Below are 22,819 nucleotides of genomic sequence, written 5' to 3'. Positions count from 1 at the left end.
TCACGTCACCCGGGAGTGCTTCGTGCAGGAACATGAAGTCGGGGCCGTCGGCGGTGCGATTGCACCAAGATGGGGTCCCAGTAGTAACGACGCAGCGCGGCATCGGCAAGGGCGGTAAGCCGGCCACGCGTATATTGCGTGGTAAAGTATGGTCTTGTTAGCGAATAATACCCAGATGTCGTGTGATAAGAGGCTATGTAGGTAGTATTTGCACTGACCGCGACAGGTGTCGCAAAAATTGCCTGCTGCCATCCGGATGCGGTCTCGGCGGTGAAAGTCGCCTGCGCGAGTAGCTGGCCACTGCTGGTCCACAGGCTTCCGGTATGGGTCCCGGTGTTCTGGGGGCCTTTGTAGAATCTGATTCCATTGATGAAGCCCGGGACCGAGGCTTGGAATTTCACGCCGAGGGCAACCGGTTGGGTGTCGGGCTGGGATGCGACATCCGGCACTGTTGTATCATCCCACAGAGTGCTCAAATCTGAGAACACCACGTCGACCCAGGCATTGGTGGCTCTGTAGGTACTGGTCGGGAAAGTACTCACCGAACCGTAGCTGTACACGCCGTTACCGCCGTCTGTGCCATCCGCAAGCGCAGTGAGCAGGCCGTTCGAATATGCCTTGGTGAAGTAGTCTCTTGTTACCGAGTAGAACCCTGATGTCGTGAAGTAGGAAGCGACATAGGTGGTGTTGGCGCTCACCTCGACGGGTGTCGAAAAATTCACCTGCTGCCAGCCGCTTGCTGTTTCGTTGGTGAATTTCGCGCTTGCCAAGAGCACTCCTGTAGAGCTCCAGAGGTTGCCGGTGTGTGTTCCCGTGTTAAGCGAACCTTTGTAGAATCTGATTCCTGAGACATAGCCCGGGCTCTTGGAGCGGAACTTGACTCCGACTTCAATTCGCTTGGGGTCGTTCTTCGAAGCCTCAGCGGGCACAGCGTCCGGTGGCCAAATGGTACAGGGGCAACCTGTGTTAACAGTAACGCTTATGGAGGTCGGAGTTTTCTGGAGGTTGCCGATGTCGTCGACTGCTCGGGCGAGAATCGTCACCGGGCCGGTGGTGTTGGTCGCCCAATCAAACTTCCAATTTGTGCGACCTGTTGCCTGAGACCATGTGGTGCCACCGTCAACTGAGACCTCAACGCCTGCCACAACACCGCCTCCGGTGTCAGTTGCGGTCCCTTCGATCGAGATGCTCGCTCCACCTTCCACTGACGCACCACTCGATGGAGAGGTAATCGTCGACGTTGGGGGAGTGATGTCCGTTGACGCGGTCGCCGGAACCAAACCTGGTTGAAGGGTTGCCGGTTGGACCCGCATGTCAGCGAAGAGATTGACCGTTGCCTGCTGCATGCGAATATCTGTGGGTGTGCCCGCTCCTCGATCATGATTGGCATCCAGCCCCCACGACCATTGGATAGTTCCCGCGCCGAAGACAAGCGCACCGCTTGTGTGTTTGTAAAGCGTCAGGCGATGTGTGGCGACTCCGGCGCCGTACGTACCGCCAAAGTCAAGTAGAATCTTGGAAGAATTGGCCAGTGTTGTTTCGGAAAGCCTCACCGGCCCTTGCGGGGTAAACGCATCTTGCGGCGATTCATTCCACTCGTACCCCAGTGTTCCTGCAGGAAATACAGCCGTCTGGCCGGGTTGAAGGCTCGCGACGGATGTGTTGCGCCACAGTCGCATGGGGCCGTATGCCGCAGGAACAGCGATCGAATCGCTGACGTTGCCGTTGACCCTGAACAAGGTGCCGGTCACGGCATTCTCCGGCCTGCCGCCGTCTGACGGTGGGGAGAAACGCGGATCTCGCCATGTTCCGGTCCACTGAGTATTCGGATCGATCTTGGCGTTGGCCAACGTCTCTTTGTAGCAGACGAGTGTTCGATATGAGGTATTCGTTCCGTCGATACTATTTTCCCATCTCGTCTTCCAGAACACATCGTTTCCACTGAAGAAAGCGAGGTTAACGCCGTTGTTTCGAGCGTTCTCCACATTGTCCCGCATTTCTTTGGACCAGTACTCGGCGTGCCCGACAGTGAGGAACACCCTATGCTTGAGCAGCTCAGATCCTCGCATTACGGTGTCGACGCTGGAGGTATAGCTCACGTTGTAGCTGTTGGCCTCAAGCCATCTGACCATGGGATACTCGGAATCGTAGAAATACGTTTCCGGCCATCCGGCGCGTGTGATGACCGGACGGTTGTAGCTGACCTTGAAGGCGCGCCCCGCAGGACTGCCTACATACAAGCTGTTTCCGCCATACGTGTTGTATGCCTGCCAGGTCGCATCAGAGGTTTGAAACAGGAGATCTGAATTGCCCGCGTCATCTCGGACAATAAATATAAGCTGACTGGCGCCGCTTATCCCGTCCTCTCGGATCATGTTCGCAATGTAGACTCCAGAGACGGCATCACTTGGCACGGCCCAGGAGGCGGATACGCTCCAGTTCCCACAATCAATCAATCCGGTTGCCGCGTCATTCAAGCAAGCCGGCTGTATCTGGGGCAAAGACACAGAAGGTCTAATCGTTGTGATTTTTCGTGCACCCATGCCGCCATAGTATCCAATGCGATAAATATCCATGCGGTAAGCGGTAACGGAGGTGTTCACCTTGAATTGCACGACCTCCCCTTTGTTGACGCTTATCTGAGCCGCATACCCATTAATATGACTGCTACCGGCTCCAGGTATGTCCCATTCACTGGGGGGACTACCGGGGAGGCTGTTCTCCAGGCAGATTATAGAAGTCGGCGGACAATCGGCGCGGAGCGCTCGGGAGTGGGCGGCTGCGGTCCGGGCCTTCTTGCCGCCGACGCGTGCCGCCGAGCGGATCACGTGTCTCTCCTGACGCATTCCATTCGCGGCTAAGCCGGTGAACCGGGACGGGTTCTGCATAACGTCCACCGATGGAGTCGGGTTGACTTCCATGGGCTGGCTGTGCACCTTGCCCGAAGTCTCTTCCGGCGTAACCGGCGTAACCGGCGCAATCGGCTTAAGCGTGACGTCCATCCGGTTCTCGCCGAGAGCGCTGACGACCTTCAGTTCGCCTTGACTGATATCCGAGGCGGGGTTCTGCGCCCAGACGGCTTGGGGCAGGCTGATCACGGCCACGATGGAGACACCAAAGGCTCGCATGGCGATCGGGACCGTCTGCCATCGCCTCCTCCTGCTGCCGCTCCTCTTCTCGTTGCCTGGCATGCGCAACCCCCGTTTGTACTCCTGTGGTGAATCTTCATCAGCGAAGACCGATAAGCGAAAGGTAGCGACGATCGCACCCTGGCCGGTATTACTCATAGAAGCGGCGATTTCCGCATCCAGCGGATACTGAAGCTGATTCTGTACAGGAGGTGTGATTCACGGCAAGGGTCGATTCGATCTAAAAAATCGCGAAAAACGAAAATTCTTACCTTCGGGCTGAGTGCAGGATGGGCAAGAGATAATTGGAAGCCGACGTCCTCGCGCCCCTGAGGCTGGATCCATGCGCACCGTGAGAGGGCGTTTGATTTGCGTTGTTTGCCCTAGTACGTCCCTCGCCAGGTTGGTGTGGCTTCGTCGGTTATGCGCTTACTGGTGTTGTCGATCATTGCGATGTGAATCATGGCTTCGGAACTGGCGGGTAGGGTCTCGTAGTCGCGGGCCAGACGGCGGTGGAGCATCAGCCAGCCGAACGTCCGCTCGATGACCCAGCGGCGTTTGAGGACATGGAAGCCCTTGATGTCGGAGTTGCGGGGAACGACCTCGGCGTCGATGCCCAGAGCGGCGGCGTGTTCGGTGAACCGGTTCTTGAATCCGGCGTCGACCCAGGTCTTGGTGAGCGTGGGGTGGTCGGCTTTGGCCTGGTCCAGCACCTGCATACCGGCTTGATTCTCCGAGACCGAGGCGGCGCAGACGGTGACCGCTAGGAGCAGGCCGAGCGCGTGGGTCGCGACGCTGCGCTTGCGACCCACGATCTTCTTGGCCGCGTCCGTGCCCTGGGTCGTGGTCGGCGGGTTGGTGGAGGTCTTCACGCTCTGGGTGTCGATGACCGAGGCCGTCGGCTCCGCGTCGTGCCCGTCCTTCACCCGGGCCAGGCCGGCCAGAACCTGTCGAAACACGGCGCGTCCTGGGCAAGCCCACGCCAGACGGAATCTGGGTCAGGTCATCTAACGAAATGGACATCGAAGCGATCTCGCCTCGGCACATAGATGCACAGATTCCAGACGAAACCGCGCGAATGCTCCGCTGGACATAAGCAGCTAAGCCCTACGGTCCATGCCAAAACGCCCTCTGAGGCGTTAAATCGAGGGCCTGACCGGGTATGGCTGTCGGCCGGGGTGATCCCGGTCCGGAGCGGCGACGGTGCGAGGACTACCTGGATCAGATTCTTGGCGACCTAGAAGAACTCGGATTTATCCTTGGCTTCGCCAATATAGTGCAAATTCGAACCTGCGGTCCCGGTAGGACGGCTCGGCATTCGTAAGACTGACGCTATGACCTGCGTATCCGTCGTGATCCCATGTTACCGATCAGTGCAGACACTTCCGACATTGGTGGATCGCCTCCTTGTCGTTCTGCCGACCGTCGCCTCCCAGTTTGAGGTCGTACTTGTCGTCGACGGTTCACCAGACAACACGTGGGAAGTCGCTCAAGAGCTTGCCGATCGGCATGAAACAGTCCGTGCGCTGCTGCTGGCCCGAAACTACGGACAGCACAACGCTCTTGTCGCCGGCATCCGCTGCGCTCGCTACGACATCGTGGTGACCATGGACGATGATCTCCAGCATCCACCAGAAGAGATTCCCAAACTCCTGGCAGGTCTCCGGCCTGAGCTCGACATCGTTTACGCAGTCCCACACACTGGGACACACGGATTTGTACGTGATCTAGCCTCGAAGTCGCTCAAAATTGGAATCTCTGGGCGGTTCGGCGGGGAAAACAGTCAAGATATTTGCGCGTTTCGTGCCTTCCGTAGTTTTCTGCGCGAATCATTGGACGGAGTCACAGGGCCGTACACTCTAATCGATATCGCATTTTCATGGGCGACCACGCGGGTCGGGACCGTCCGGGTGAATATGAAACACCGATCCGTTGGGAACTCCAATTACACTGTTTCGATGCTCGTTCGCCACGCGGTCGATGTACTGGTTGCGTACAGCACTATTCCGCTTCGCTTGGTCACCTATTTCGGGTTGTTGGCGGGCGCTATCGGAACCATCCTTCTCGCGGTCTTTCTTTGGAAGTACTGGTGTGGAGATACCACGGTTAAAGGATTCACATCGACGGCCTCCATGATTTCGCTCTTCGCCTCTGCCCAGATGGTTGCCCTTGGAGTCATCGGAGAATATCTCGGCAGGATTCATGTGGAACGCATGGGGCGCCCAACGTACATCATTCGCAAACGGTCTGAAAGTCATGCTCCAAGCCTGTCGGTGACTCCTGATGTGAGCAGGGAAACTGTCATCCATCCGGGAGCCGGTATTCACGAATGATAGTCCCCAGGGGTTTCTCTGAGGGATTCATGCGAAGTTCGAACAAGTCGAAAGTGTAGGGCGCATGAAACGGGTTGCGATAGTTCAATCAAACTATATTCCATGGAAGGGATACTTTGACCTAATCGCCGGCGTTGACGAGTTCATCCTCCTCGACGAAGTGCAATACACTGACAGAGATTGGCGTAATCGTAACCGTATAAAGACGGCGACGGGTCTCAGGTGGCTCTCGATTCCGCTCAAGCGCGGTCCTCGGAGTCAGCTGATCAACGAAGTGACCGTCACCGACCCGAACTGGAGCGTCGTGCACTGGCGAGTCCTCACGCAGGCCTACCGGAGGGCTCCCTATTTTGACGAGTTCGCATCGGCCCTGGAAAGACTTTACCGCGGATGTGGAAGTGACAGGCTGTCTGAAATAAACAAGCACTTCCTCGATGGGCTCTGTTTGATCCTTGGTATTGAGGCCAATCTGCGCTGGTCCACCGACTATGAAACGACAGGATCCAAGACAGAGCGCCTCGTCGATCTGTGCCAGAAGGCGGGCGCCTGCCAATATGTCACTGGTCCGGCTGCGCGGGCTTACCTCGATGAAGGCCTCTTCCGGAGAGCGGAAATCGAGGTTCGATGGTTCGACTACTCAGGCTACCCCGAATATCCACAGCTCCATCCGCCGTTCGACCATCGGGTGAGCATCCTTGATCTCATCTTCAACACGGGGCCGAACGCTGCCGAACATCTAAAGATCACTAATTTCGGGGGTGCATTACGATGAGTGCCGATTCGATCCTGAGCGAGTCGAATGTTGCTTCACCCGGAAGGCTGCGGCGTACTGCTGTCTCCGTGGTATGGCAGAGGCCGTGATAAATCGAGAAGTCGGTCATTCATGTACTGCATTCGTAAGGTAAGCACTCCCTGGTTCCGGCCCGCTGGATCTGACCCGAGGATGACGCTGACAGTGGGCTGCATCACGCGCGAGCAGTCTTCGGCTCCGGAACCTGATGAATGCTTACCGGATATCAGTGGAGTCAGCATCGGCTGACGCATCTCGACTCGTATTCTGTCATGTCGATATCACGTGATCGACTCCGAAAGAGGCTCGTGGACTCTCCTCTACGACGATGTTCTGCGGTTCGCGCCCGTCTAGCGACTGCCCGAACCGATCCGTCAGGCCGACCACTTCTCACGTCGGCGCCGCTGGAACCGCTCTGCCACGAGGCTTGCGCAGGCCATATGAAAGGAAGGTCATGAAGGTCAAACTGAGGCCGGTCCGAGAGGAAGATCTGGACGTCTTCGAGGCGGAACGGGCTACCCCGGAGCGCAGAGGCGAGCTCCAGTGGTACGGACACCGCTCTTCTCACGGGCTGCGCCAAGAGTTCGCCGAGAACGGATTCCTCGGTGCTGACTCCGGCCGACTCACCATCGACGTCGACGAGGATGCAGCCGGATGGGTGGTGTGGTGGATGACCGCCTGGGGACCAGACGCTACGTGCTGGTGCTGGGCGATGGGCATCTGCGTCTTCTCCGACTTCCGCCGCAAGGGAATCGGAACACTGGCTCAGCGCCAGCTTGTGGATTACTTGTTCGCCCACACGCGGGCCGAGCGCATCCAGTCCTTCACCGACATCGCCAACTACGGCGAGCAACGCGCTCTGGAGAAGATCGGGTTCGAACGCGAGGGGATCCTGCGCCGTGCCCAATGGCGGGATGGCGGCTGGCACGACCAGGTCCTCTATTCGGTGCTGCGCCCTTGACATCCTCCCCTCCCCGAAGGGAGGGGAGTTCCCACGGCCACCCATGAATGCTTGCCGATTTTCGTCCACGCCGGATGGCCAAGGAGGCAAACGTGGCTTGAGGTGGCATCAGCAGGTTGAACAGGCGGTGCCGGCTTTGCTCTGCCCGGATTCAGGCGGGTGCGCATCCTCCAGACGATCGGGGGCGGTGTGCTCTCACGATGAGGGAGACTCCAGGGAGCGACTTGACCGGCAGGTACCTCTCAACCGCGATGATGGCGCCAAGGCCCATGTTGGCCAGATATGGCATTTCCGTGACGTCGGACCCGGAGATGCGTCTCCTGCGCCAGGCGACGACCGGTCTCAGCAAGACGTTCCAGCTCCACATACGGTCGATGATCAGGCCTTCTCCGGTCAGCAGGGAGTTCAAGCCATCCCGTGTATACCGACGGACATGGCAGGATGCCACGTCGTGTGCTGACCACAGAGCCATGTCGCATGGGACCGTGATCAGCGCCGTTCCGCCAGGTTGGAGCACACGTACGAGCTCGCGGACGGCTTTGTGGTCCTCCTCGATGTGCTCCAGCACGTCGAATGCCAAGACGAGGTCGAATCGCATGTCGGGCAGAGGTAGATCCCGCGCGTCGGCATGGACTGCCTGCAGGCCACGCTCGCGGGCAAGCTCTACCGCGGTTTCGGAGTAGTCCGCGGCCAACGCGTCCCACCCGTACTCGATGAGCACGCGGGTATTGCCGCCCCCTGCCGCACCGATGTCGAGCGCTCTGCCGGGCGTGCTGATTCGACGGAGCTCACGCGCGAGGATGGCACGTCGCTCGCGATACCACCAGTGCCGGTCTTCCACCTCGACCGTGCGACGAATCTGAGTGGCCTCCATGACATACACCCTTCTAGGAGCTATACATGCGCGGAAAGTAGTTGCGATCTCATCATGTGTGCTTGCGAATCCAAGGCGCCCCACAACCTGGGAGGCATGACCAGTGCCCCGAAACCGCTGTTGGAGCGTTCGGTGAACTGCGGTACTCCAGCGATCACCGATCGGTTTTCTTCAGTCGACGCCACCAGTCCTGGTGATCGCGGTACCACCGCACGACTTGGTCGAGTCCTGCGTCGAAGTCAATGCGGGGTTTGTAGCCGATCGCCTCGATCTTGCTGCTGTCCAGGGAGTAACGCTGATCGTGTCCGAGTCTGTCCGGCACCTGTGCGACCATCTCCCAGCCCATGCCGAAGGCTGCGAGCAGCCGAGTAGGGGGAGTTGGGCAGTAAGGGCTCCGACTTGGTCCAGGATCCTGCGGCGATGGATCCGTATACCTCGTCCGTGGAGACCTGAACGACCGTACGCACGCCGGTATCGAGCGCCGCCTGCCTTCCGGACAGCAGTGATCGCACATAGTGGGAGCCGATGAATCCAGCGCCACCTGGAACAAGGATTTTCATGCTCGCACCTGAATCTTGCTGTGGTCGCCGACCATGAGTTGATGCGTGTTGGGCACTCCTCTGGCCCGGCTGACCTCGACGTTTCGGCCGATCAGGGAGTACGTGAGCCCTGAGACGCCTCTGATGGTGGACTCTCCCAGAACTATGCTGTATTGCACATCGGCGTCCTCCAGCACGCAGCCCTCGCCGATTGAGGTGTAGGGACCGATGTACGAACCGTTGATCTTGCTGTGGGCCCCGACAACCGCAGGCCCTCGAATCACCGAGTTCTCTACCACCGCCCCGGGCTCGATGACAACGCGTCCCGTTATCTCCGAGAACCCGTCAATGGTTCCCCGGATGTCTGGTTCGATTGCCTCCAAGACGATGCGATTACACTCCAGCATGTCCTGCAGACGCCCGGTATCCCTCCAGTAGCCGCTGACGAAGTGCGAACGGACGCGACCACCGTTGTCAATGAGCCATTTGATCGCATCCGTGATCTCTAGCTCGCCCCGGGCGGAAGGCGTGATCGCCCGGACGGCCTCATGAATGGCCGGAGAGAACGTGTAGACCCCCACGATCGCGAGATCGCTACGCGGGTGCTCCGGCTTCTCTTCCAGCCCGATGATCTCGCCCTCCGGCCCAAGTTCGGCGACTCCGTAGAATTGTGGTTCGGCGACTTTGGTGAGCAGGATCTGGGCGTCATTGTCAGCTTCACGGAAGGCATCTACCAGGCCAGCGATGCCGTCTACCAGGAAGTTGTCACCCAGGTACATCACGAATGGCTCATCGGCGAGGAACTCTCGGGCGATCAGGACACAGTGCGCAAGCCCAAGAGGAGCGTCCTGGGGGATGTAGGTCACGTCGAGGCCGAACTTCGAACCGTCCCCGACCGCTTCCTGAACCTCGCGAGCCGTGTCGCCGACGATGATTCCGACGCTGCTGATGTCCGCGTCCCGTATCGCTTCGAGTCCGTAATAGAGCACCGGTTTGTTGGCGACGGGGACCAGCTGCTTCGCCGAGGTGTGGGTCAGCGGGCGCAGCCTCGTCCCCTTGCCACCCGCTAGAACGAGTGCCTTCATGGTCCTTGAGTCCTTCCACGAAGAATGCTTGGCCGCGGCACGGTATGTCCGCTCAAATTTACGCGTAGCTCCAATTAGCGGCTCGTCGCCGTCCTTCGTTTTTGTCGAAGAGCGTGTGACATGTTGCCAAGACTAGACTTTTCCGCGATCAGGAAACGTCCATGTTCGATGTATGGCATAGCCTAGCGGTGGACTCGCGATTATTATCAGACCCTGCGCTACCATAATCGGAATACCAGCGAATTCAACCAAAATCGGGACACCGATAACAGATGCCGCCAGGAAGCTCAATCCGACCACGTAGAACCGCAGATAACCCGTAATCCACGATTCCCTGGAAACACGGAAGACCACCAGCCTGTACCAGGGATAGACGATGATCGAGGTGATCAAGTGGCTGACCACAAGTAGGGAAAGATAAGGAACCTCGTCTTTGGCGACAAGCAATCCCAGGCCAAGGAGAACGTAATAGACTGCAGCCGTCATGGCGCCGGCCAGTAGATATGTGATGCGTTGTCCCCCAAGCGCCGCGATCAGAGCTCGCCGCCAAAAATATGAATTCCTGTCGCGGACGATTTGGTTTTCGACTTCAACCATATGGCAGTCACTCCGGACGATGATCAGGTGGCGGGATCAACTCACCCTGTAGGTCTGGACGGCGTCGATCACGTGTGTCATGTCGGCCTCATCCAGGTCGGCGAAGAGCGGCAGTCGTACGAGGCGATCTGCGACATCCTCCGTTACTGGGCATCCGCCCGAAGCCACCCGCCCATACCGCACGCCCGCGGGGGCGGTGTGCAACGGCTGGTAATGGAATGTCGCCTGCACACCTCTGCTCGAAAGATGGCTGATGAACGCCTGGCGGTTCTCCAGATCTGGGAGCAGTAGATAGTACAGATGTGCGGGATGCGCGCAGCCGTCCGGGATCATCGGCTGAGAGACCCCGTTCTTCGCCGCCCAGTCCGCCAGTTCCTTGTGATACCCGTGCCACGCGGTGTGACGCCGGAACTGAATCTTTTCGAAAGATTCCAGCTGGGAGGTCAGCTGTGCGGCGAGAACATCGGATGGCAGGTAGCTTGAGCCAATGTCGATCCACCGGTACTTGTCCACCTGACCCCGGAAGAACCGACTGCGGTCGGTGCCCTTCTCTCGGATGATTTCGGCCCGCGCAACGAGACCGGCATCGTTCAGGAGCAACGCGCCGCCCTCTCCGCACTGGACGTTCTTCGTTTCGTGGAAGCTCTGCGTGGCCATGCATCCGAACGACCCCAGGGGCCGGCCCTGGTAGAACCCGCCCAGTCCGTGGGCGTTGTCCTCAACGAGAGCCAGGCCGTGCCGTTCCGTGAGTTCGCCGATGATCTCCATTGCGCAGCCGACACCCGCGTAGTGAACGACCACGATGGCCCGCGTGCGATCGGTGATCGCGGCCTCGATCAGGCGTTCATCCACGTTCAGGGTGTCGGGCCTGCAGTCGACGAATACGGGCACAGCCCCGCGCAGGGCGTAGGCGTTGGCCGCCGACATGAAAGTGAACGACGGCATGATCACCTCGTCACCGGGCCTCAGATCCAGCAGGATCGCCGACATCTCCAGCGCATGCGTGCAAGAGGTAGTCAGCAGCGCATGGTTTGACCCGGTCATCTCCCTGAGAAGTCTGGCGGCCCGGTGGGTGAACGGCCCATCTCCGGAGGTGGATCCTTGGCGTACGGCCTCCGTGAGGTAATTGAGCTCATTTTCCGAGATATGTGTTCGATTGAAGGGAATCGTCTTCAGTTCGGTTGGACTCACCGCCGCAGTGAACAACGAACCGACCTGTCGCCACACATTGCGCCCTCATTCCATTGGGAAACCATTGAGCAAGTTTTGCCCTTATGTGCTCAGGCTGATTTCGGACTTTTATCCCTTTTATTCTCTGCGGTGGTGTGGCTGGTTCTCCCGAGGTCGCTCCGGATGTCAGCTTCCACGGCCCGCGGGAGGTTCGAGGGGACCCCCTTCGCGGGGGCTGTCCTCCGTCCTTCGGCGGACTTCCCTCGCCGGTCATGCCGCTGGCGACGCCATCAAGCCGGAGCCCAGCGCCCAGCGTCCATGCCGGACGCTGGGCGCTGGGCGCTGGAAAGCACCCCCCGATGCCGTACCGGCCGCCGTAGGTGTGTGGTCGTGGTCAGCGGCCGAAATGGTCTCAGTCGTCGCATCGGCCCGTTCGGGCCGATCCACGAGAAACTACGGTCGGCGCCACGGGCAATCCCACGAATGATTGAATAAGCCCCCAGCGCGGTAGGGCGCTTTAGTAACGCGTCAGTATGAAATTATCTATGACTGTAATATTAATTGCTTTCGAACACCACATCGACCCAGTAGTTAGCGGATTGGTAGGTGATCGTCGGGAAAGTGTTCGCTGTGCTGTAGCTGTATACGCCGTTGCCGCCTTCTTCGCCGTCTGCGAGTGCGGTGAGCGGGCCGTTCGTGTACTGCGAAGTGAAGTATGGCCTTGTTACTGAATAATATCCGGTCGTGTAATAGGAGGCGACATAGGTGGTGTTGGCGGTGATCGGAACCGGTGTTGCGAAGTTCACTTTCTGCCAGCCGGACGCGGTCTCATTGGTGAAGGTCGCGGAGGTGAGTAGATTACCGTCGCTGGTCCACAGGCTTCCGATGTGGGTCCCGATGTTCCGGGGGCCTTTGTAGAATCGAATACCGGTGATGACTCCATCCACAGTGGATCTGAATTTTACGCCGACCGCGGCGTCCTGGGAGTCGGGTTGAGATTGGACCGCCGGGGTAGCCGTGTTATCCCACAGACTGGTTGACGGCTTGAACAGCACATCGACCCAGTAATTAGTGGATTGATAGGTGTTTGTCGGGAAAGTGTTCGCCGTGCTGTAGCTGTATACGCCGTTGCCGCCTTCTTCACCGTCTGCGAGTGCGGTGAGCGGGCCGTTCGTGTACTGCGAAGTGAAGTATGACCTTGTCACTGAATAATACCCGGACGTGCGGTAGGAGGCGACATAGGTGGTGTTGGCGGTGATCGGAACCGGTGTTGCGAAGGTCACTTTCTGCCAGCCGGACGCGGTCTCATTGGTGAAGGTCGCGGACGCGAGTAGAGCGCCACTGCTGGTCCACAGGCTTCCGATGTGGGTCCCGATGTTCTGGGGGCCCTTGTAGAATCGAATACCGGTGATGATTCCATCCACAGTGGATCTGAATTTTACGCCGACCACGACGTTCTGGGAGTCGGGTTGAGATTGGACCGCCGGGGTAGCCGTGTTATCCCACAGACTTTCTGACACAGACTGGGTCAGTTCGGGTGATGTGCTCGGGGCGAAGTGGATCACGTTCTCATGATCGAAGGTGTCCCCGCCCAGGTAGACGGCGGTGATCTGGTGATCTCCTGGGGAGAGGTTTGAGGTCGTGAACGTGGCGGGGCCAAGGCTGCTGTGATTACTCGAGCCGAAGATGGTCGAGCCGTCCTTGAAGACGACTTCACCGGCGGGAATGACCGAGCCGGTGTTCGCCTTCACCGTGGCGATGAAGGTGATCGGTTCCCCCACCCCGGCGGGGTTGGGTGATGAGGTCAGGGTCGTGGTGGTCGGCGGGTCGTTCGGCACGGTGATGCGGGTGGCCGGCAGGCTGGCGGTGCCCTGGGTGCTGACCGTGCCGTTGAGGGCGAAGACGCGGCCGAAGACGGCCGCGCCGGTGCTTACCGTGACCGAGTTCTGTGCCAGGACGTTTCCCCGGAAGGTGCAGTACGTGCCCAAGGTCGCGTTGCCGCTGACCTGCCAGAAGAGGTTGTTCGCCTGCGCGCCCCGAAGGAGGGCGATGTTGCTGACGTTCGCCGTGGTCAGGGTGGACGCCTGGAAGATGAAGACGGCGTCCGGGTCGCCCTGGGCGTCGAGGGTGAGCGTGCCGCTTATCGCGAAGGTCCCGTTGGAGGAGTTGTAGACGCCCGGGGTCTTGGTCGTGCCGCCGAGTTGCGAGGGCACGGTGGCGTCGGGCGTCCGCCCGGCGACGTCGTTGTAGGCGGCGACCAGGTCGGCCTTGGCCTGCGCCGCGGTGGCGTCGGCCGCGTGTACGGTTCCCGACACGGTGCCGGGAGGGAAGCCGACCACCGACGAGCCCGGGCTCACCCCGAGGTCCCCGGTGATTGAGGTGCGGTTCGTGTTGACAACGGCGGTTCCGGCCAGCGTTCCGAAAGGCGCGGCATTACCGATGCTCACGGGCTGCGCCGCGTCCGCGCTGCCCGGCGTTCCGGCGACCACGCCCATCACGAGGACAGCGGTGAGAGACGCTCTCAGCCAGGAACGAATGAAATTTCGTGGAAGAACTTGAGAGTAACTGGCATTGATCGTAGGCGCGGTAGTTTTCCGTGCGGGTTCCGCACGGCGGTTAACCGTTTCTGGATCCGTCAGAAGCTGTTGGGCAGTCGTTTCGTGCTTCATTTCTTCCGACGCAACCGTATCGGCTGTTTGATCAAACGCGTCGCGATAGGGATTGGACATGCGACACAACTCCTCGCTGACTTTGTGCTGTGCCAGGCGTTTGGTCTGGCCCGTAATCTGGAACTTGTTACGTTAACCTTTCGACATTCGTCTTGATTCTGCCTGGTTTGTCGTATTTGTCGCACAAGGTGTCGAAAGGTAAGTGGCGAGAAATATCGCCTGAATGTTGTCATGCTGATGGAAGATGCCATGTCATACGCTGACGACTGTGCCTCGGAGGGGACGCACGCGGGTCTCTGGGAGATCATAAAAGACGTCTTTTAATACGTTATTAGAATAAAATTTACTTGTGCGCACTCCTGGATACTCCTTGCTTTATAGTGTGAAAATAGTTTCCGTTCTCTGTGGGTGATCATTTCTTTGGGCTGGGTGGCAGGTTCGAAATCCGTTCGCGTTAATTGGGCGTGACCTAGCTGTCAACGATATGGATATATAACGGCATATATTCGTATTTCGATTAGTTTGTGACGTCTGGATGATGCGGTCACGTTATCGGCAGTCGTCTCAACGCGCTCGCCCACATCGCGTCAAACTCGATCAGGAGACGACACGCCCAGGTCGCAGCCGAATCGATGTTGTGAGAACTCCGGGCTCCTACAGTCGGGGTCATATCTCATCTCGAAGTGACGGGGGTCCTGACATGGGAGAGAAGCTGGTCGTTGTCGGCCAGGGTTACGTCGGCCTGCCTCTGGCGATGCGCGCGGTCGGCGCGGGGTTCGACGTGGTGGGGATCGATCTGGACGAGTGGCGGGTCAAGCGGCTCAACGCCGCCGAGTCCTATGTCGAGGACGTCGGCGACGACCTGCTGGCCGCCGCCCATCGTTCCGGCCGTTACCGGGCCAGCGCCGACTACGCCGACGCGGAGGCGTTCGACGTCTGCGTGATAACGGTGCCGACGCCTCTGCGCGAAGGTGTTCCCGATCTCCGCCACATCGGCTCGGCCGGCCGGTCCCTCGCCCCGCTGGTACGGCGAGGCGCGACGGTGATCCTGGAGTCCACCACGTATCCCGGGACCACCGAGGAGTATCTCCGGCCCCTGCTGGAGGAGGGTTCGGGGCTGCAGTCGCCGGAGGACTTCTTCCTGGGCTACAGCCCGGAACGGATCGACCCGGGCAATTCCCTGTGGCGTCTGGAGAACACGCCGAAGGTCGTCTCCGGGATCGACGAGACATCCCTGAGGAGGATCCGGACGTTCTACGGGCGGATCGTGCAGGAGGTCGTCCCGGTCTCCTCGCTGCAGGTGGCCGAGCTGTGCAAGCTTCTGGAGAACACCTTCAGGCATGTCAACATCGCGCTGGTGAACGAGCTTTCGATCTTCGCGCAGCAGCTCGGCATCGACGTCTGGGAGGCCATCGACGCCGCCTCGACCAAGCCGTTCGGCTACCTGCGCTTCACCCCCGGGCCCGGCGTCGGCGGTCACTGCCTGCCGATCGACCCGTCGTACCTGTCGTGGAAGGTCAAGCGCAGCCTGGGGCACAACTTCCGGTTCGTGGAGCTGGCCAACGACATCAACGACCACATGCCGGAGCACGTCGTGCACCGGGTCGGCCTCGCGCTGAATCGCCTGCGCAAGCCGGTCAACGGCAGCCGGGTGCTCGCGCTCGGCCTCGCGTACAAGAAGAACGCCGGAGACTGCCGCGAGTCGCCCGCGATCGACGTGGTCAGGGGCCTGCGCAAGCTGGGCGCGGACGTACGGGCCGCGGACCCGCATGTGGACTGCTTCCTGCTGCCGGAAGGCGTCGAGGTCGTCACCTTCTCGGAGTGGGAACTGGCGGCGGCGGACGTGGTGCTGATCCTCACCGACCATGACCGCTTCGACTACGAGCTCGTCCAGCGGGCGAGCGCCTTCGTTCTCGACACCCGGAACCGGTGCGGCGGGCCCAATGTCGAGAGGCTGTGACCCACCTCGCCCCGCCGCGCGCCTTCCCTAAGACGGCGCGTCGGCGGCGCGGGGAATCTCGGTCCCCAAACGGGCCGAGAGGAGGTCGACGACGGTGACCCCGCCGGACTCCGCGGGGCTAAGACTTCATGACGCGGGCGATCAACTCCTCGACCTGGCCGTTGAGCTTGGCCCCCCGGGGCCACCCGGCGTAGTGGGTGAGGAAGATGACGATCTCGCGCAGCTCGTCGGGGGTGAGGTCGCCGGTCCTCAGCGCCGCGTCCAGCTGAAGCCCGACGACGTCGTCCATGCCCTGCCCGACGAGCAGGCCGACCAGCAGCAGCCGCCGGTCGCGGGTCGAGATCCCCTCCCTGGACCACACCTCGGCGAACAGGTGCTCGACGGTCATCCCGAAGAAGTCGCCCGGCCCGTCCCCGACGTGATCCCAGCCGTAGACCTGTTTCATGATCTCCAATCCGCGCCTCCGGCGGTCAGGAGTGGTGTCATCCGTGTGATCGCTCATGGGGCACTCCGAGTCCGTCGGCCAGCTGTTCCAGGGCGAGGGCGGCCAGGGGGGTCTCCACCCCTCTGGCCCGTGCCAGTTCCAGTGCGAGGGTAAGGTCTTTCTCCCCCAGAGTCCTAACATGTAGCAATATGTCGTACCAGGGATCGTCCGGCGTTACAGGTCCCGTCGTCTTCCTCAACATGATCGCCCCCGGGCCGCCGGTGATCGCGTCCGAGTGCCTGACGGCCCGCGCCAGCGCCTTCAGTGAGATCCCGCACGACTCGGCCAGCCGCTGCGCCTCCGCCGCCGCGGCGAACGACGCGAAGTGCAGCAGGTTGCGCGCCAGCTTCGCCCTGGTGCCGGCCCCGGCGGGGCCGACGTGCAGCACCAGCTCCGCCCAGCGCCCGAACGGCTCCTCGCACCGCTCGACCGCCTCCTGCGGGCCGCCCACGAACACCGCGAGCCTGCCCTGGTGCGCGCCCATGAAGCCGCCGCTCACCGGGGCGTCCACCACGTGCACGCCATACGGCTCGGCTTCGGCCGCCAGTTCCTCGGCGGTGGACGGGGCGATCGTCGAGTGGACGGCGATCACCGTGCCCGCCCTCGCGGCCGGCAGCCCGGCGCGCACGACCTGGCGTACCTGCTCGTCGTCGAGGACCATAACCTCGATCAGATCGGCCTCTGCCATGATCTCCAGCGGGTCCCGCACGGCCCGCGCGCCCTTCTCCACCACCGGCGCGCACGCCTCGGCCCTGATGTCGTGCACGAGCAGCCCGCCGGGCCAGCCGGCCAGGTGCGTGGCCATCGGCACGCCCATCTGCCCCAGCCCGATGAATCCGAGTCTCAACGGAGAACCCCCTCGTTGATTCGAAGGTCACACGATCGGGGTTGCGTCCACGTTGCGCCGCTCATGACCGGATCACCTGCCCGCCGTCCACGTTGAAGATCTGCCCGGTGATCCAGCCCGCCTCCTCCGACAGCAGGAACAGGCACATCCCGGTCAGGTCCTCGGGCCGGCCGAGCCGCTTGAGTGCCAGGTCACCGACCATCTGCCTGCGGTAGGCCTCGGGGACCACCGCCCGGGTGGCCTCGGTGTCGGTGGGGCCGGGGGCGATCGCGTTGACCCGGATGCCCATGCCGCCGAGTTCGTGGGCGAGCTGCTGGGTCAGGCCGTTGATACCGACCTTGGCCAGGCCGTAGAACCCGGAGTAGACCCACGCGGCGGTCGACGACTGGTTGACGATCGAGGCGCCCTCGCCCATCAGCGGATAGCAGGCGCGCACGCAGTTCAGCGCCCCGTCCAGGTTCACCGCCATGAACCTCCGGTAGTAGTCCCAGTCCACGGTGATCAGGAAGTCCAGCCTCATCCCGCCGTAGATCGCGGCGTTGTTGACCAGGTGGTCGAGCCTGCCGAAACGCTCCCTGGCCACCGAGGCCATCGCCCTCGCCGACTCGGGGTCGGCCACGTCGGTCCTGACGAACACCCCGCCGACGTCCTCGGCCACCCGCTCGCCCAGCTCGGTCTCCAGGTCGGCCACCACCACCTTCGCGCCCTCGGCCGCCAGGGCGCGGACGTAGGCCTCGCCGATTCCTCGCGCGCCGCCGGTGACGATCGCCACCCTGTTCTCGAAACGCATCACTGACCTCCGTGAGGGGTGGCGACGACCTTGCTCTCCAGGTACTCCTCGAAGCCGAGCACGCCCATCTCCCGGCCGACCCCCGACTGCTTGTAACCGCCGAACGGCACGTCCCCGCCGTACCACTGCCCGCCGTTGACGCCGACCGTTCCGGTCCGCAGCCGCCCGGCCACCGCCAGCGCGCGCTCCTCGTCGCCCCCGTGCACCGCGCCCGACAGCCCGTACGGCGAGTCGTTGGCGATCCGCACCGCGTCGTCGTCCCCGTCGTGCGGCACGGCCACCAGCACGGGGCCGAAGATCTCCTCCTGGGCGACCCGCGCGGAGTTCGGCACCCCGACGACGAGGGTCGGCTCGATCCAGAAGCCCCGGTCCCGCTCCGGTGGCCGCCCACCGCCACAGGCGAACGCGCCGCCCTCGTCCACGGCCAGCCGCAGGTAGGACTCCACCCGGTCCCGCTGCGCGGCCGAGATCACCGGTCCGCAGACGGTCCCGGGGTCGGTGGGGTCGCCCACGCCCAGCCTGCCCAGCGTCCTGGCCGCGGCGTGCACGCCCTCGTCGAACCGCTCCCGGGGGAGCAGCAGCCGGGTCGTGATCGCGCACCCCTGTCCGGCATGGGTGGCCACCGCGAAGGCCGCCATCGCCGCGGCCGAACCGATGTCCGCGTCCTCCAGCACGATGTAGGCGGACTTGCCGCCCAGCTCCAGGAAGACCCGCTTCACGGTCGCCGCCGCCGAGGCCATCACCGAGCGGCCCGTCGCGGTGGAACCGGTGAACGAGACCAGGTCCACCCGCGGGTCGGCGACCAGCTGGGCGCCGAGCGCGTGCGAGGAGGAGGTGACGACGCCCAGCACGCCGGGCGGGAGGTCCGTCTCCTCGTGGACGATCCGCGCCATGAAATCGGCCACCAGGGGAGTGTCGGGGGCGGGTTTGAGCACCACGGTGTTACCCGCCGCCAGCGCCGGGCCCAGCTTGGCCAGGTTGATCTGGTGCGGGAAGTTCCACGGGGTGATCGCGCCGACCACCCCGGCGGGCTCGCGCAGCAGGGTACGCCGCGACGTCATGCCCATCGGCGCGCCCACCCCCAGATCCCGCGACCACTCGTAGGACTCGGCGAGGTCGGCGAACCAGCCCAGGTCCGCCACCGGGGCGTCCAGCTGGGGGCCGTACGTCAGGAAGACCGGGCAGCCGGCCTCCGCCACCGTCAGCTCCCGCAGCTCGGAGGCGTGCGAGACGAGCCCGTCTCGCAGCTGGCGCAGGCAGCGGGCACGCAGCCGCGGGTCGGCGGACCACACTCCGGCGTCGAACGCCTCCCGCGCCGCGCCGATCGCCGCGTCCATGTCGGCGGGCGTCCCGTCGGGGGCCTCGCCGACCACCTCCTCGGTGGCGGGGTTGACGCTCGCGAACCGGCCGCTCATCGCCGCCCCCTTACGGCCGGAGCCCGCTCCGGCGCACGATCGGAGGACGGCGCGGGTTCCGGAACCCGGCGCGGCGCACGGCCGGGACGGCGGCTCACGGGCGGTCCCAGAGAGCGACGGGGGCGCCGCCCAGCCGGTACCAGCCGCCGGGTCTGCCGCCGGCGCGCTCCATCCGGCGCTTCATGCCGTCGGTCAGCACGCCCGCCTGGATCATCTCCACGAACAGCGCGGTGGCGTTGCCGAAGTCGAACCAGTCGCGCTGCCACGACCACTTCATCTCACCGGCGTACCTGAACCACGAACCGCCGATCCCCGCCACCTCGTACGGCGTGCCGTCGGGGCGCGTCGCCTCGGCGACCTGCTTCCAGAAGCCGACCACCTCGCCGGCGACCTCGTCGACGAGGACCTTCTGGTACGGGTACCGCCAGCCGTCGAGACCGCCCATCTCCTGGCCGAGCGCGATGTCGCGGATCTCCCGCCGGCCCACGGCCATGAACTCCAGCTCGGGCCCGAGGTTCCAGCCGTAGGTGGCGTCCTCGGTGTAGAGGGAGGCCAGCGGCCTCCAGTCGCCGAGGCGCTCGCACTCCCGGTTGGACGACAGCCACAGCCGGACCATCTCGTCCAGCTCTTCGCGGGGATACATCAGTCCTCCAGTCGCAGGGCCCGGGTCGGGCAGTTCCGCACGGCTTCGCGCACCGCGTCGAGCAGGGGGTCGGGCAGAGAGTCGGGCAGGGCGTCTCGCCGAATCTCCACCACGCCGCGTCTGGGCACGGAGAAGACCTCCGGGGCGGCGAACTCGCACTCGGCGTGCCCCTGGCACAGGTCGGGATCCAGGACGACCCTCATCGGGCCCGCCTGCGGTAGCGGACCGCGCAGGGCTGCCGGAGCTGGACGACCATCTTGCTGTGGTCGTTCTGGTAGCTGTCCAACGGCTGGGCGGGCGCGAACTCCCAGTCCCGCAGCAGCACCGAGAAGATCGCCTTCAGCTGGACCATCGCGAACTGGGCTCCCACGCAGCGGTGCCTGCCGGCCCCGAACGGGATCCACGTCCACCGGTTGACCAGGTCCTCCTGGCGCGGCTCCGCGTAGCGCCCCGGCTGGAACTCGTCCGGCGCGGGGAAGTCGTCGGGCAGCCGGTTGGAGATCGCGGGGGAGGCGGCCACCAGCTCGCCGGGCTCGATGTCGTACCCGCACACCCGCTGCGGTGTCTTGGCCACCCGCATGAGCATGATCAGCGGCGGGTGCAGCCGCAGCGCCTCCTTGATCGCCGACTCCAGCACCGGAATCTCGCGCAGCGCCTGGAAGCTCACCGTGGAGCCGTCGGCGTACAGCGCGTCCAGCTCCCCGGTCACCTCCGCCAGCACCGCCGGGTTGCGCAACAGCTCGATGAGCGTCCAGGCGGCGGTGCCGGAGGTGGTGTGGTGCCCGGCGAACATCATCGAGATGAACATCCCGGTGATCTCGTCGGCGCCGAAGCGCGGCGTGCCGTCCTCGTTTCCGACCGAGAGCAGCACGTCCAGCAGGTCGCGGTCCTCCCGCGCCGCGGGACCGCGCGAGTCCATGATCTCCTGGACCAGCGCCACCAGCTTCACCCTGGCCTCGTCGCGGCGGCGGAACGACTCGATGTCGGCGTACGGGTCCACGAACGCGATCGGGTCGGTGCCGCGCTCGAGATCGTGGTAAAGGCGCGCGAACCGCACGTCGAGTTGCTCGCGGAACCTCCGGCCGATCAGGCACGAGGAGGAGGTGTAGATCGTCAGCTCGGCGAACCAGTCGAGCAGGTCGATCTCGCCCTCGTCGCCCCAGAGCGCGACCAGCTCCCTGACCTCCCGCTCGATGGTCTCGGCGTGCCCGCGCATCATGGTGGCCCGCAACGCCTGGTTGTGCAGCATCTCCTTGCGCCGCTCGGGCGGGGCGTCGAACACCACGCCCTCCCCGAAGATCGGTTTCATGAACGGGTACGCCTCGGCCTGGTCGAGGTCCTCTTCCGTGGAGCGGAAGAAGAACTCGTTGGCCTCCGCGCCGGACAGCAGCACGACAGGCCGCCCCGCCAGCGCGAACGCGCCGACGTCCCCGCACTCCTCCCGCACCCGCCGCATCAGCGCGATCGGATCGGTGCGCAACTCCTCTAGATGCTCACTCCCCGAAACCACGGGCGGCCTGGTAATCATCTCTCTCCTTCGGGTAGGGGGGCTTCCGGTTCGATTTCGAGGAGGGTTATGTGGGCGCCGCGGGGCATGGAGACGACGGCGAGGACGGCCGCGGCCACGTCGCGGGGTTTGAGGAAGCGGTCGTGCCGGGCCAGCCCGAACCTGGTCCAGTCGTCCAGGACCTTCTGCAGGACCGGCGCCGGCCAGTTGTGGCCCATGCCCGACAGGGTCGGCCCGGGGCGCAGGATCGAGGCGCGTACCCCGGTGCCTTCCAGCTCCATCTGCATCGCCCTGGCCAGTCCCTCCAACCCGTTCTTGGCGGCGACGTAGGCGCCCATCCGGGGCCGCGGCAGGCGTACGACGTCGGAGGTGACGAACACGATGTCACCGCGGCCCCTGGCCGCCATCGCGGGGACCACCGCGGACACGAACCGCTGGGTGCCGACGAGGTTGAGCTGGAGTTGAACCTCGAAGGAGGGGGTGGAGGTCTGGTAGGAGTTCTCCGGTGTCACCTCTCCGGCGCAGGTGACCACCACCTCTATTTCACCTAACGCTTGCTCGGCTGCGGAGACAAAAAAAGAGACGGACTCGTCCGAGGTCACATCCAGCGGCAGCGCCACCGCCTCCCCGCCCCCGGCCCGGATCTTCGCCGCCAGCTCCTCGCAGATCGCCGTCCGGCGCGCTCCCAGCGCCACCGGATACCCGGCCTCCGCCAGTCCCACGGCCACGGCCGCGCCGATACCCGACGAGGCCCCGGTGACCAGGACCGGCCTGCGCTCGGGATGCGGGGGAATTCTCGGCATGGGAAACCTCCATGGTCAGCGGCTCGCGTACGGCGCGGGCTCCGGCTCGGTCATCGGGGGTGGCGGGCGCTCGGGCGGTCCGGGCGCCGGGCGGGCAACACTGTGAGGGGCGCTCGGGAACCCTCGCCGGCGTGTCACGCTCACCGGCCGGTGGGCGGCTCCTCGGACATCGCACGAGGCGGAAGGCGCTCCGGATACCTCGGTGGCGGTTCATCGGCGTGTCA

General features: G+C 63.1%; 18 protein-coding genes and 3 pseudogenes. 4 read left to right on the top strand and 17 right to left on the bottom strand.

Annotated elements, in window-relative coordinates:
• Positions 1–5: 5 nt before the first annotated feature.
• Together ABZ260_RS21020 and ABZ260_RS21015 are read right to left on the bottom strand one after the other, a co-directional pair.
• Positions 6–3,287, bottom strand: a complete 3,282-nt coding sequence (locus ABZ260_RS21020) for a N,N-dimethylformamidase beta subunit family domain-containing protein (protein ID WP_355620056.1) — start codon at positions 3,285–3,287, stop codon at positions 6–8.
• A 224-nt stretch (positions 3,288–3,511) separates the two neighbouring features.
• Positions 3,512–4,063, bottom strand: a pseudogene (locus ABZ260_RS21015) (transposase); the annotation flags it as partial.
• Positions 4,064–4,462: 399 nt separating this feature from the next.
• Between ABZ260_RS21015 and ABZ260_RS21010 the strand changes: the two are divergent.
• From ABZ260_RS21010 to ABZ260_RS21000, 3 genes are all read left to right on the top strand, one after another.
• Positions 4,463–5,461, top strand: a complete 999-nt coding sequence (locus ABZ260_RS21010; RefSeq protein WP_355620053.1) for a glycosyltransferase family 2 protein — start codon at positions 4,463–4,465, stop codon at positions 5,459–5,461.
• A 64-nt stretch (positions 5,462–5,525) separates the two neighbouring features.
• Entirely contained in the window at positions 5,526–6,233 is a 708-nt protein-coding gene (locus ABZ260_RS21005; RefSeq protein ID WP_355620050.1) for a WbqC family protein, read from the top strand.
• 472 nt (positions 6,234–6,705) lie between these two features.
• A complete protein-coding gene (locus ABZ260_RS21000) occupies positions 6,706–7,212 on the top strand; it encodes a GNAT family protein (RefSeq protein ID WP_355620047.1) in 507 nt (168 codons plus the stop codon).
• 151 nt (positions 7,213–7,363) lie between these two features.
• On the opposite strand, the gene ABZ260_RS20995 is transcribed toward ABZ260_RS21000, so the two are convergent.
• The 7 genes and pseudogenes from ABZ260_RS20995 to ABZ260_RS20965 form a co-directional block, all read right to left on the bottom strand.
• The gene (locus ABZ260_RS20995) at positions 7,364–8,086 is read right to left on the bottom strand and encodes a class I SAM-dependent methyltransferase (protein WP_355620044.1); all 723 of its coding nucleotides are present in this window, start codon (positions 8,084–8,086) and stop codon (positions 7,364–7,366) included.
• A 154-nt stretch (positions 8,087–8,240) separates the two neighbouring features.
• Positions 8,241–8,432: a hypothetical protein gene (locus tag ABZ260_RS20990; protein WP_355620059.1), complete on the bottom strand. Its 192-nt coding sequence runs from the start codon at positions 8,430–8,432 to the stop codon at positions 8,241–8,243.
• Between the two features lie 52 nt (positions 8,433–8,484).
• Positions 8,485–8,646 (bottom strand): annotated as a pseudogene (locus ABZ260_RS20985) (hypothetical protein); the annotation flags it as partial.
• Positions 8,643–9,710: a glucose-1-phosphate thymidylyltransferase gene (locus ABZ260_RS20980; RefSeq protein ID WP_355620041.1), complete on the bottom strand. Its 1,068-nt coding sequence runs from the start codon at positions 9,708–9,710 to the stop codon at positions 8,643–8,645. The pseudogene ABZ260_RS20985 and the gene ABZ260_RS20980, both read right to left, overlap by 4 nt.
• A 132-nt stretch (positions 9,711–9,842) precedes the next feature.
• Positions 9,843–10,307, bottom strand: coding sequence for a GtrA family protein (locus ABZ260_RS20975; protein WP_355620038.1), 465 nt, complete (start codon positions 10,305–10,307; stop codon positions 9,843–9,845).
• 36 nt (positions 10,308–10,343) lie between these two features.
• On the bottom strand, positions 10,344–11,498 hold the full coding sequence (gene rffA / locus ABZ260_RS20970) for a dTDP-4-amino-4,6-dideoxygalactose transaminase (RefSeq protein WP_355620035.1): 1,155 nt from the start codon (positions 11,496–11,498) through the stop codon (positions 10,344–10,346).
• Positions 11,499–12,034: 536 nt separating this feature from the next.
• Positions 12,035–14,206, bottom strand: a complete 2,172-nt coding sequence (locus tag ABZ260_RS20965) for a DUF4082 domain-containing protein (RefSeq protein ID WP_355620033.1) — start codon at positions 14,204–14,206, stop codon at positions 12,035–12,037.
• Between the two features lie 640 nt (positions 14,207–14,846).
• On the opposite strand from ABZ260_RS20965, the gene ABZ260_RS20960 reads away from it, so the two are divergent.
• Entirely contained in the window at positions 14,847–16,106 is a 1,260-nt protein-coding gene (locus ABZ260_RS20960) for a nucleotide sugar dehydrogenase (RefSeq protein WP_355620030.1), read from the top strand.
• Between the two features lie 118 nt (positions 16,107–16,224).
• Here the strand turns inward: ABZ260_RS20960 and ABZ260_RS20955 are convergent, their stop codons facing one another.
• From ABZ260_RS20955 to ABZ260_RS20920, 8 genes and pseudogenes are all read right to left on the bottom strand, one after another.
• Positions 16,225–16,608, bottom strand: coding sequence for a carboxymuconolactone decarboxylase family protein (locus ABZ260_RS20955; protein WP_355620027.1), 384 nt, complete (start codon positions 16,606–16,608; stop codon positions 16,225–16,227).
• Positions 16,589–17,437, bottom strand: a complete 849-nt coding sequence (locus tag ABZ260_RS20950; protein ID WP_355620024.1) for an NAD(P)-dependent oxidoreductase — start codon at positions 17,435–17,437, stop codon at positions 16,589–16,591. The genes ABZ260_RS20955 and ABZ260_RS20950 overlap by 20 nt, the downstream gene beginning before the upstream one ends.
• A gap of 61 nt (positions 17,438–17,498) precedes the next feature.
• Entirely contained in the window at positions 17,499–18,227 is a 729-nt protein-coding gene (locus tag ABZ260_RS20945; protein WP_355620021.1) for an SDR family oxidoreductase, read from the bottom strand.
• Positions 18,227–19,648: pseudogene (locus tag ABZ260_RS20940) on the bottom strand (aldehyde dehydrogenase); the annotation flags it as partial. The pseudogene ABZ260_RS20940 and the gene ABZ260_RS20945, both read right to left, overlap by 1 nt.
• 88 nt (positions 19,649–19,736) lie before the next feature.
• A complete protein-coding gene (locus ABZ260_RS20935) occupies positions 19,737–20,285 on the bottom strand; it encodes a hypothetical protein (protein ID WP_355559132.1) in 549 nt (182 codons plus the stop codon).
• Positions 20,285–20,488 (bottom strand): ferredoxin, encoded by a 204-nt coding sequence (locus ABZ260_RS20930; protein ID WP_355620018.1) that lies wholly within the window; start codon positions 20,486–20,488, stop codon positions 20,285–20,287. Before ABZ260_RS20930 ends, ABZ260_RS20935 begins: the two co-directional genes overlap by 1 nt.
• Complete coding sequence (locus tag ABZ260_RS20925) at positions 20,485–21,813, bottom strand: cytochrome P450 (RefSeq protein ID WP_355620015.1); 1,329 nt, start codon at positions 21,811–21,813, stop codon at positions 20,485–20,487. Before ABZ260_RS20925 ends, ABZ260_RS20930 begins: the two co-directional genes overlap by 4 nt.
• Complete coding sequence (locus ABZ260_RS20920; protein ID WP_355620012.1) at positions 21,810–22,595, bottom strand: SDR family oxidoreductase; 786 nt, start codon at positions 22,593–22,595, stop codon at positions 21,810–21,812. The genes ABZ260_RS20925 and ABZ260_RS20920 overlap by 4 nt, the downstream gene beginning before the upstream one ends.
• Positions 22,596–22,819: the final 224 nt, after the last annotated feature.

The organism is Streptosporangium sp. NPDC006013, assembly GCF_040614275.1.
GTDB lineage: Bacteria > Actinomycetota > Actinomycetes > Streptosporangiales > Streptosporangiaceae > Streptosporangium.
This window is presented reverse-complemented; position numbering and strand designations above follow the sequence as displayed.